The sequence below is a fragment of the Dyadobacter arcticus genome, from assembly GCF_011762185.1.
Classification (GTDB): domain Bacteria; phylum Bacteroidota; class Bacteroidia; order Cytophagales; family Spirosomataceae; genus Dyadobacter; species Dyadobacter arcticus.
Genome location: NZ_JAASQJ010000001.1, coordinates 1,399,566 through 1,411,616 on the forward strand (window position 1 = coordinate 1,399,566; position 12,051 = coordinate 1,411,616).

Here is a 12,051-nt window from a genome sequence, read left to right on the forward strand (position 1 = left end):
AAATTTTAATAAATTCTTAACTTTAAAAATATTGAAGTATTGGTTTAATTTTTTTTATTATTCCATTAGATCAGGTAGTTACGTTTATTGGTATTGCATTTTAATGGGAATTGCAATTTTGTTTCTAAAGGAAAAAACGTATTATTTTGCAACAAATATTTACTCATCGGTATCGATGATCCTACCAATATTTACAAACCAAATCACCAAATTTTATGAACGGGAAAAGTTTACTTTTCAAAGCAGCGTTTCTTGCGCTGGTTACACTTCTATTGACTTTTTTGGGGCCAGACGCGCAGGCCCAGGTTACTTCATCAGCCATTACGGGTAGCGTTGCCGATAGCAAAGGCGAGGTGCTTCCGGGCGCAACCATCACTGCAATTCACGTCCCGTCCGGAACAAAGTATGGCTCTATCACAAATGAAAGAGGACTTTACACGATTCCAGCAGTTCGGGTAGGCGGGCCGTATTCGGTTACCGTATCATTTGTAGGTTTTCAGGAGCAGGTTCGCGACAACATTTTCGCGGAATTAGGTAATAGCGCCGATGTTTCTTTCAAAATGCTTGACGGTGGGACTGATCTGAAAGAGATCGTCGTATCAGCAGCAAGAAGCGACATTTTTAGTTCTGACAGGAATGGGGCATCCTCTTCTTTTGGACGCGAGACTATCAATACAACTCCTACGATTGGTCGTACGCTCAACGACATTACCAAGTATAATCCTTACAGCAATGGCCAGTCGTTTGCGGGCCAGGATGCACGTTTTAACAATATTACCATTGACGGATCGGTATTCAACAATGGTTTTGGGTTAGGAAACTCGGCCCAGGCAGGAGGGCGTACGGGAACCTCAGCAGTATCATTGGACGCTTTTGACCAGGTGCAGGTGAATGTTGCACCATTTGACGTTCGTCAGTCGGGCTTCACAGGCGCGGGTATCAACGCGGTAACGCGCTCGGGAACCAATGAATTATCGGGATCCGCTTACACGCTCTTCCGTAATTCAGATATGGTTGGTAAAACAGGAAACGGGATTGACATTACGCCTAAACCAAATGTCAAAGAAAACACATATGGTTTCCGCCTGGGTGGACCAATTATCAAGAATAAACTTTTCTTTTTCATCAATGCAGAACAATTCAAGAGCAGCACACCCGCACTGACCTGGTCACTGGACCGTGGCGCAGGCGGAAGCAATGTTTCCCGCGTTCTCGCATCTGATTTGCAGGATCTGGATCAGTTTCTGACAACAAATTTCAATTATTCGCTGGGTGCACTGGATGGCTATAATAATGATGTAAAAAGTACTAAGGGTCTTATTCGCCTGGACTATAACATCAATGACCGGAACAAGCTGTCGGTTCGTTACTCGCACCATGATTCAGAATCAGGACAGGTGATCAGCAATAGTAACAGTAGTAACACGGCTGGTAATGGTAACCGGAACAACAGTAGTTTGGCCATATCGGGCGAAAACACGGGTTACCTTATCGCTGACAACACCCGTTCCATTGCTGCGGAACTTACTTCTAATTTCGGAGGTAAATTCGCCAATGACCTGATCGTCACCTACAATAAGCAAGTTGAAGATCGTACTTACAAAACGAGTATTTTTCCAACCGTGGATATCCTGAAGGACGGAAGTACCTACACATCTGTGGGATTTGACCCATTTACTCCTAATAACAAGCTGAACTATTCGACTTTCAATGTTACCAACAACCTGAGCTATTTCGCAGGAAAGCACACATTTACATTTGGGGTTGTTTATGAGCATTTTACATCAAATAATGTGTTCTTCCCGTCTTCAAACGGAGTTTATGTTTATAACTCCATAGAAGACTTCAAAACCGCAGCATTAGCTTCGAAGAATGACCCGACCAATGCAGTATCTCCCGTGAGCGTTGCGCGTTATAACCTGCGCTACTCTTTGCTGCCAGGCGGTGGTGAACCTTTGCAAACATTGAAAAGGGACCTTTACAGCGGATACATCCAGGATGAATTTCAGGTAAGCCCTAACTTCAAAATTACCGCTGGTGTTCGCGGAGATGTGTTTGTCTATGACAACGCCACAGCGACAGATTTTGATAACCCGATTGTAGCGGCCCTAACATTCAGGGATGAAGAAGGACAGCCTTACAAAGTGAGCACAGGTACTTTTCCGAATGCGAGATTGTTACTTTCTCCCCGTGTCGGTTTTAACCTTGATGTTAAGGGAGATAAAACCACACAGATCCGCGGTGGTTCCGGGATCTTTGTTTCGAGAATTCCGGAAGTTTTGGTTTCCAATCAGCTGGGTAACAATGGGGTAAATACGGCTGTGCTTAGTGCTACAAACTCGACAGCTTTTCCTTTTACATTAGATCCAAGCCGTTTCGTTCCGCAATCTACCGCAATTGATAAGCTTCCTCCGTACGTAATCAACGCGTCCGACGAAAACCTGAAATATCCGCAGATCTGGAAATCGAATATTGCGATTGACCAGAGATTGCCATTGGGTTTAATTGGAACGGCTGAATTTATCTACAACAAAACATTGAATGGTTTGCGGTACATCGACGCCAACCTGAAAGCTCCTGATCGTACATTGTCTGATGGTCGTCCCCGTTTCCCTGCCTCAGGCGTACCGACTGCGGAAGTTGCGGCTGCCCGTTATTACAATCCGAAAAATGTTTCTAACGTATTTGTGTTGAAAAACACGAAAAAAGGAAATTCTTATATCGCCACAGTGAAGCTTGAAAAACCTGCTGCCCGCGGGTTCGGAGGTTTTGTTTCTTACACTTACGGTGAGGCAAAAGACATCGCTTTTGTAGGTAGCACTGTTCAGGCAAACGTTCCTAGTACATTGGGCCAGAATTACCTTCCGCTTGCCTATTCTGATAATGATTTGCGTCATCGTATCGTCGGTCTTATCAACTACCGGATCAACTACGGCGGCAAAATCGGAGGTTCTACCACATTCACACTGGGTGCAGTTTCAGCCAGCGGTGGTAAGATATCGTATACATTGAATCAGGACCTGAACGGAGACGGTCAGACTACTAATGATTTGATTTATGTGCCAAGAAACGCTTCTGAACTGACTTTTGCTCCGCTTACCGTAGGAACTGGTGCGAATGCGGTCGTTTATTCTCCGGAACAACAACAAGCCGCTTTCAACACTTACATTGAAGGCAATGAATACCTGAAAACGCGTCGCGGCCAATTTGCGGAGCGTAACGGCGGCGCTTTTCCATGGTTAACCCGTTTTGACCTGACGGTGATCCAGGAATTTTACGTGGCAGTTGGTAAAAACAATAAGAAAAATATCATTCAGCTTCGAGGTGATATGCTTAACATTGGTAACCTGATCAACGATAAATGGGGATTGGGCAACCAGTCAACTACATTTAACCCTGTTGCTTTGGCGAGCGTTTCCTCGGAAGGTGTTCCTTCTTATCGGATTGCTACTCAGGTTGTTAGAGATGGTAATGTCAACAGAACGATTTTATTAAGAGATTCATTTATCCCCAACGTCAATGTCAACAGTGTTTGGCAGGCGCAAGTTGGTGTGCGTTATATCTTTAATTAAAACAACTTAATGCATAAAATGGAAACGGGCAGGGTAGCAATACCCGGCCCGTTTTAGTATACAACCTATTCCGAAATTTTTTCTTTCTTCAAAACCGACTCCGTTCCAGCGCGGTAACCTTCAATGATTAGTCTGGAAATATCAGCAGAATTGAAATGCTGAAGATCAAGGAATAGGGGAGCGGCAGGACGGATGACGGTCAATTTCATGGCTTTACCGCGCAAAATCGAGCGATCAATGTAAGATTCCGCCCAGACAATGTTGCTGTTTGCGATCTGGTTGACGGTGATATCCCTTACCCGCTCAATCAATGTGATCAAATTTTGGGTATTCAGATCTTCCGGTTGATAAAGCAGAGGGGAATGGCAGGCAATCAGCACAATCTCAGTCGCCCCGTCTTCAATGGCTTGTCTGATGGGTGCTACTTCCCTGATCCCGCCGTCGAGGTAAAGCTGTTCGTCAATTTCCACGGCTGGCATCAACATGGGTATAGAGGAACTGGCAAAAACATATTCTATATAATGCGGGTCCTTCGGCCCCACATATTTGATTTCACCGCTGGCGATGTTTACTGCGCCTACTTTGACTTTTACGGGTGTTTTTGTCAGATGGTTCTCATTTAAATGCTTTCTGATCAGCATATGAAGCGGCAGCGGATCCACAATGCCATCGAAGCGGCTCATGAGGGTGCTTACTCCCAACATTACTCGGGATCGCAGCATGGATATGTCCTGGGGTTGGGTTATATTTTTGATCCAAAATTCAAGCAGCCTTCGGCTGGCAACTGGCCATTTGAGCTCCCCCGTTTCCTCTGTTTGCCTCCCGGCGTCATTGGCCAGAAATGTTGCATTTAATGCGCCTACCGAAATTCCGTAGATCATTTCAGGCTCAAAACCGTTTTCCAGAACCGCCTGGATCACACCCACCTGAAAAGCGCCTTTCATGGATCCTCCACCAAGGACAAGTGCTTTCATAATCCGTTATTCCATTTTTTTCAATTCTAAACATTTTCAAAATAAAATTGGTATAAACAGAAGATTTTATTCCAAATTTGAGAATTCGAGTTCAGATGCGTTTTGCAACCTCATTGTATACCTTCGCTGCCCTGAACTACCTTTTAATTTCAGGAGGGGACACTTGCCCCTGCACATGAATATGACCCTTTCAATAAAGGATATCCAGGCTCCTATTGCGGATGAAATGAAAGCCTTTGAGCATAAGTTTCGCCAATTTATGAAAAGCGATGTAATGCTCCTGGATCAGATCATGAACTACATTGTACGTCGGAAAGGCAAGCAACTTCGCCCCATGTTCGTATTTCTCTCAGCGGGAGTTTGTGGCGCGATCACCGAATCAACATATAGAGGAGGCGCTTTGATCGAGCTTCTTCATACGGCTACGCTGGTCCACGACGACGTGGTAGACGATTCCAATTACCGCCGGGGTTTTTTTTCAGTTAATGCTTTGTGGAAAAATAAAATTGCTGTTTTAGTGGGCGATTACCTTTTGTCAAGAGGATTACTGTTATCCGTCGATTATCAGGAATTTGACATTCTGAGAATCGTCTCCACTGCGGTAAGGGAATTGAGCGAAGGAGAATTACTTCAGATTGAGAAAGCACGCCGACTGGATATCAACGAGGAAGTATATTATCAAATCATCAGGCAAAAGACCGCTTCCCTCATTGCCTCCTGCTGTGCGGTCGGCGCGAGTTCGGTCGGAGCGGGCGAAGATATGGTGAAACGGATGCATGCATTCGGCGAGAAAGTAGGCATGGCGTTCCAGATCAAAGATGATTTGTTTGATTATGGGGAGGATGAGATCGGTAAACCGCTGGGGATTGATATTAAAGAAAAAAAAATGACCCTTCCATTGATTTATGCTTTAAATCACGCTCCCTGGCTTGAAAAGAGAAGAATCATCAATATTATCCGCAACGAAAGTCATAAGCCAAACAAAGTCAATGAGGTAATTGCTTTTGTAAAAGAGTCGGGTGGGCTACGCTATGCGCAGGAAGTAATGCAAAGATATGTGGAGGAAGCCCGGAGCCTTTTGGCTGGATTTGCTGCTTCACCCCATCGCACTTCTTTGGAACAGCTTGTCCAATATACAATCGACCGCAGCAAGTAGTTTTAAACTATACATAGCAAATTCTTTTTTATATAAGTAAGTATAATAATATGACTAAGTTCTTAGTTGCATAATTATCAACTTATCCTGTTTTGCTATGAGACTTTTTGTGATGCTTCTGTTAAGCCTATCATTACATTTTGCCGGTGCGCAAACCCAGGCTACTCAGCAAAAAAACGACCAAGCTGAAAATGTCAGCAAACCTATCGTCCGGCGCGAGGTGCGGAGATTAGATAGTTCAATCGTGGACTTGAAATCGGCTATTGCGACCATTGATACATTGAAAGTAAAATACCTTTATCTCAATCAACTGGAACTAAAAGAGGTACCTAAGGTAATTTATAGGTTCAGGAACCTGGAACAACTGTACCTCGGGGGAAATGAATTGAAATCGGTAAACATTGATTTAAAGAGATTGCCTAAGCTCAGACAATTGCATTTGCAGGGTAATCAGCTTACCAATATAGCATTGACTCTAACGGAGAATTCGTCCGTGAATATTTTGAATTTGAAAGAAAACAAATTCACTAACATTCCTGACGCTGCAAAGAATTGCAAGAAAATGACCAGTCTGTGGCTTGGCGGAAATCCGCTTACCGATTTATCTTCCAAAAGTTTTAAAGGGCTGAAACAACTGCGTGATCTGAATTTCTATCGCTCCGATCTGGCTGTTTTGCCAAAAGGGATCAAAAAAGTTCGCAAACTGGAAGTGATAGATCTTTACTATAATAAGCTTGAAACATTACCCAAATCGATCACCAGGTTGAAACAGCTCACGCATCTGGCTGTTTCCCACAATCAGATCGCAGCATTGCCAGCAAAGATTAATAGACTGAAAAACGTACATACCTTATATGCGCATCACAATCACCTGAGCTGGTTACCTGAGCAGATCGTCAAAATGCAAAATCTCAAAATCCTCGATCTGGGTTACAACTGGTTTACTAATTTCCCTTCTGAGCTGACGTCGTTTACCAATTTGAGTGAGCTGGACCTTTCTTCCAATAACTTCTCCGAATTCCCCCAACAGCTTTTGAAAATCAGGCAGTTGGACAAGCTTTATCTGCGGGGCAATCCATTTTTAAAGGAAAATACGGAAATTAAATATGGTCAGCAGCTTGGCTTGTTGAAAAGCAAGAGTATAGAAGTATTCTATTAATGTCTACAAATTCCACCAATAAGTAAATTTCAAAACAATCGCCCTGTTTTTCACACGAAAATTCTCGGGTAGATAGTTGTCTGTATACACGATAAATAAATCAGAAGCCGGTTTATATCGCCATTGCAAACGCGCATTCAGATTAATATTGTCAGCCTGATTATTGTATTGCATAAAAGTGGTGAAGAAAAGCTTATTTGTAAATGTCACATCGACCCGCGGCCCGACCAGCCAAAGCTGTGTGCGTTTCCAGGGCTCGGGCAGGCGGATATCGTTGTAATTCCCAGCCATCGTGATCGCCACATAAGGCTGCACGCGATAACCCAGCTCTACGCGCAGGTTGTTTCGGTGACCATTTTGATAATAGCCCCCAAAAATACCGGAAGTAAGAAATGTCAGGCGATTTTGAGGACCTGAAACAATATCAAAACCGACCGATTTCCAGTTGTGCTCGCTTCCGGTTGGTAAGGTGCTGGCTCCCAGGTTGGTTGGATCAAATGGACGCAATAACCGCACATAATTGCTCGCTCCAAAAATCGCTACCGTCGCGCGGTTTATGAAATTAAGGTTATAGGATAAAATGAATTCCCGGTCGCTCAGGTCACGTTTTTTGTCCCAATACGTATTGTTAACCAGCTTTGGGCCGTGGCTGATGATTTTAGGGGATTTGATAAAAAACAGATAACCCACATTCGGACTGATCTTGTAATAACCCATCCGAACCGCGTTGGGCACATAACCCACCTCTGCATTGTAATTCTTACCTACATACTCATGCTGCCACTGCCAGAAGAAATTGGCTTGATTGAATTTCAAATCTGCAGCATGCGTAACGTCGTCGGAAGACTTTCCCGGGGTGAAGGATTTGAGGAACATAACCTTGCCTGTCCAGAGATTTTTTGAGCTGGCCAGGTTAAATTCCGCCCCAATGTTCCGGTTATAACGATTGTTGGCCGAATGTCTTTCCAGGGAATAATTGGTTGCATCTTTATTTACAAAAATAAAACGCACATTCGACCGGGCCAGCAACTGTCGCTGCAATGCGAAAACAGCATAATTGTTTCTTGGAGTAAGTGTATCGGAAGAACCGGTTTGCACATCTAAAACACCAATTCGCCAGTTCTTATTAATCTTCCCGCTCATCCGTGCGCCAAATTGGATCGGTACTCCCAAACCAATGCGCCTTGAAAAGAATGGTCTTATGGTAGCGTACCCGAAATTGGCAAAAAGATCCGCATTTTCCAGAAAAAACTGCCGACGCTCCGGGAAAAAAAGCTCGAAACGGTCGAGATTGGTTTGCTGCACATCGACCTCAACTTGTGAAAAATCGGGGTTAACCGTTAAATCAAGGTTTAAAGAAGGCGTCAGACCAATTTTGACGTCGCCTCCAATGGTCGGTTTGTATTTGGTAGGGGTATCCCGTTGATGATCTTTGGTCATGCGGGTTGCCGCAAAAGGGATAATTGAAATATTCGGACCGGGATTAGGTGGCGGAGTGTCCCAGACAAGTACGCCGGTGTATGCCAAAGAAGCAGATGGAAATTGCCGTGGCACCGGTGCCCAGGAGGATTTTTCAGAAATAGTAAGGTCCTGGCGGCTGAAATTGATTCCCCACCGTGTAATACCTGGCTTATATCGGATGCTTTTGAATGGAATGGCCGCTTCCCAAACCCATTTATCATCATCGTTTTTGACCTCGCTTACCCATTTGTTGTCCCAGCTCAAATCCACCGTACCGCCGTCGCCCTGCTGGCCATCCCAGGGTGCGCCCGCTGCATTGGCACCAAAAGAGAAGCCGTTCGTCTTATCATCGAACGTATCCATAAACAACAGGAAGTTGTCGTTTTTTCCAAAAGAAAAGTCCCTTTTCAGCGATTCAACGATGATTGAGCCTTTTATGACTTTGTGATTGACCACAAGAATATAGAGGTTATCCTTATCATAACAAAGCTTTACGTCCGTCAGCGAACGCGAGAAACTCGTGTCCATTGGGGTAATCATGAAGAAATCCTTCGCAGTTTCAGTGGCTGCCCAGGCTGGATCGTCGGCAATGCCATCAACATTCAGCGGGGATACTGCCGAATGAATGTGGTACTGATAATTTTCATTGGGTTTCTGCGCAATACTTTTTAAAACTATTAAACAGAAAAAAAGGTGGGTTAGGGTAAAAATTCGGAGCACAGGATCGGGAATAGGAAGAGATGGATAATCGGGTCAGGGACGTTCGCTTCTAAACCACCTGGCATCTGCATAGAAAGTGCCGAAAGGTATCAGGGAAGAGAAAAATGAAAAGAATGATTTTTTGAAAGACCAGCTCTTTTCCGTCGCGACCTGAATCAAAAGAATAACAAAAAGCACGAAAAGAACCCCATGTGCCATGCCAACTACCCGAACGGCCTGAGGAATCCCGGCAAGATATTTGAGGGGCATTGCTACTCCCAGAAGTATGAGAAAAGAAACACCTTCAAGAAAAGCCACAATTCGAAAGCGGCCCAGGGTAGATTTGATAAGTTCGGAAATCATGGAAAACGACAGCAGGTTAGAATAGATCATTTAATATTACATAATTTGCCAGCAAAACTCAACTTTCATTACATGCCAAAAATCTACATTATCTTAGTTTTATTCTTTATCTCTTCCTTTGCCTTCGCTCAAAGCCTCCAAGTTTCGGGTAAGATTACCGATGAAAAAGGCGACCCTTTAATTGGGGCCTCGGTAATTGAAAAGGGCACAAATAACGGTACCACAGCAAACGGTAATGGAGCATACAGCTTGTCGGTTACCTATTCCAATGCGACATTGATTGTAACTTATGTGGGTTACAATAAAATCGAAAAGGAAATTAATGGAGCGTCAACCCTGAATTTTGCTTTGTCAGATGCTACGATACTGAGTCAGGTAACTGTTGTCGGCTCGCGAAACCTGAACCGCTCGTCGACGGATACGCCAGTACCTGTGGACGTGATTGATATCCGTGAGATTACGACCAAGCAAGGCCAGCTGGACGTGAACCAGTTACTCCAATTTGCAGCACCTTCTTTCAATTCAAACAGGCAAACCGGCTCTGATGGCGCGGATCACGTGGATCCGGCGTCGCTGCGAGGGTTAGGACCTGACCAGACATTGGTTTTGATTAATGGTAAAAGAAGACATCAATCTTCACTGGTCAATCTTTTCGGAACCAGGGGAAGGGGAAATACCGGAACCGACCTGAATGCGATCCCTGCTGCTGCGATTGAACGGATAGAAATCCTTCGAGATGGAGCGGCTGCACAATATGGCTCGGATGCGATTGCAGGGGTGATTAACATTGTTTTGAAAGAATCAGTAAATCAATTGACCGCCAATGTGAATGCGGGGATTTTCAAAGCTAAGTATCGTTTTGACGACAAGAAATATGATGGACTAAATTACAATGTAAACCTGAATTACGGTCTCGCTATTGCTAAAAAAGGGTTTATCAATGTTACGGCTGACTATAATTTCAGGGATCACACCAATCGGGCCAATTCAGTTGCCAGCGAATCAGACCTCGCGCGACGCCGGTTTGGTGACCCGAAAATCAACAATGCGGCGGTGTACTACAATGCTAAGATTCCGATTGGCAGGAGAATTCAGGTTTACAGTTTCGGGGGCTTCAATGAACGGAAGGGGGATGCATATGCCTGGACGCGCTTTCCCGATGACGACAGGAACATTCCATCCGTTTATCCCGATGGCTTTGACCCGCTTATCACGAGTAAAATCAGCGACCGGGCAGTTACTGCGGGGATAAGAGGTGTTTGGAAATCCTGGGATATCGATTTGAGCAATACTTACGGATTTAACAAATTTCATTTTGGGGTAGAAAATTCATTGAACAGATCACTTGGCGAGCTATCGCAGACCAGTTTTGATGCAGGTGGCTTTCAGCTTGCGCAAAATGTTTCAAACCTGAATGTTACCCGTTTCTACAAAGGCATTATGGAAGGGCTTAATGTCGCATTTGGAGGCGAATTGAGAACAGAGCGTTATAAAATCTTCGCGGGTGAACGGCCTTCGTATTACAATTATAATCCTGAGTTTCCGGGTGGTTCACAAGGTTTTCCAGGATATAGTCCAACAGACGCCACCAGTAAGTCACGGTCCAATGTGGGCGCTTATGCGGACGTAGAGGCAGATCTTACCAAGCAATTTTTAATTGACGCGGCGGTGCGTTTTGAGAGTTACAGCGATTTTGGAAGTACATTAAATGGTAAGGTGGGATTGCGGTACAAGGTAACTGACGCACTTGCAATCCGTGGTGCAGTAAGTACCGGTTTCAGGGCGCCATCTCTTGCTCAAAAATATTTTAATTCGACATTCACCAACTTTGTGAACGGTGAGGCAGTGGAGGTTTTACTCGCCAACAACAACAGCGCGGTGACCAAAGCATTGGGAATTCCGAAATTGAAGCAGGAAACTTCTCAAAATGCCAGCCTCGGATTTACATTCACGCCCGCTTCCAGGCTTTCGATCACCGTGGACGGATATTATGTAAAAGTTAAAAATCGTGTGGTTCTGACCGGTCAGTTTAGTGACGACGATGACGAGATTGGCGATTTGTTAAAAACATTGCGGGTCGGCAAAGCGCAGTTTTTTACCAATGCACTTTCTTATACGACAACCAAGGGTGTTGACATCATTGTAGCGCATTCGGCACCGGTTGGCATGGGCCGATTGAGCACAACATTCGCTGCAAATTTCAACTGGATGGATCTTGGGCCTGTCAATACCAGCCCTAAATTAGCAGGTAAAGAGGATATTTATTTTGATGACCGCGAACGTCGGTTTGTACTTGCATCCGCACCGCCATCCAAAGTCAATCTCACCTTTGACTATACGGTGGATAAGTTCAGCGTCATGCTGCGGATAATCCGTTTTGGAGAGGTTAGGCTGACCAATTGGGATTATGAGGTTGATACCTACAAGTCCAGGGTTCAGAGTGATGTTACCTTGAATTACCGGCTTACCAAGCAATTCTCACTGTCGGTGGGCGGAAGTAATATTTTGAATGTTTATCCGGATAAATCGTCTCCTGCATTGACAGAGTCGGGCGGAAGCTGGGATCCTGTGCAGATGGGTTACAATGGGGCTTTCTTTTTTACCAGACTTGGTTTCCGGTTTTGATTTTATTGGGAACGTAATCCATGCTGCAAAAAAATGACAGCT

Annotated in this window: 7 protein-coding genes; 4 read left to right on the plus strand and 3 right to left on the minus strand. The window is 44.5% G+C overall.

From position 1 onward, the window contains the following. Positions 1-215: 215 nt before the first annotated feature. Positions 216-3,572: a TonB-dependent receptor gene (locus tag FHS68_RS05915; protein ID WP_167268066.1), complete on the plus strand. Its 3,357-nt coding sequence runs from the start codon at positions 216-218 to the stop codon at positions 3,570-3,572. Between the two features lie 65 nt (positions 3,573-3,637). Here FHS68_RS05915 and FHS68_RS05920 read toward each other — a convergent pair whose 3' ends face one another. Then, positions 3,638-4,546, minus strand: coding sequence for a patatin-like phospholipase family protein (locus FHS68_RS05920; protein WP_167268068.1), 909 nt, complete (start codon positions 4,544-4,546; stop codon positions 3,638-3,640). A gap of 181 nt (positions 4,547-4,727) precedes the next feature. Between FHS68_RS05920 and FHS68_RS05925 the strand changes: the two genes are divergently transcribed. Both FHS68_RS05925 and FHS68_RS05930 read left to right on the plus strand, forming a co-directional pair. Continuing rightward, a complete protein-coding gene (locus tag FHS68_RS05925) occupies positions 4,728-5,702 on the plus strand; it encodes a polyprenyl synthetase family protein (RefSeq protein ID WP_167268070.1) in 975 nt (324 codons plus the stop codon). Positions 5,703-5,799: 97 nt separating this feature from the next. After that, complete coding sequence (locus FHS68_RS05930; protein ID WP_167268072.1) at positions 5,800-6,861, plus strand: leucine-rich repeat domain-containing protein; 1,062 nt, start codon at positions 5,800-5,802, stop codon at positions 6,859-6,861. A 3-nt stretch (positions 6,862-6,864) separates the two neighbouring features. Here the strand turns inward: FHS68_RS05930 and FHS68_RS05935 are convergent, their stop codons facing one another. Next, a complete protein-coding gene (locus FHS68_RS05935) occupies positions 6,865-9,042 on the minus strand; it encodes a DUF5916 domain-containing protein (RefSeq protein WP_167268074.1) in 2,178 nt (725 codons plus the stop codon). Positions 9,043-9,075: 33 nt separating this feature from the next. Beyond that, positions 9,076-9,384, minus strand: a complete 309-nt coding sequence (locus FHS68_RS05940) for a DUF3817 domain-containing protein (protein WP_167268076.1) — start codon at positions 9,382-9,384, stop codon at positions 9,076-9,078. A gap of 72 nt (positions 9,385-9,456) precedes the next feature. Here FHS68_RS05940 and FHS68_RS05945 point away from each other — a divergent pair, with 72 nt between their 5' ends. Beyond that, entirely contained in the window at positions 9,457-12,009 is a 2,553-nt protein-coding gene (locus FHS68_RS05945) for a TonB-dependent receptor (protein WP_167268078.1), read from the plus strand. Positions 12,010-12,051 lie beyond the last annotated feature (42 nt).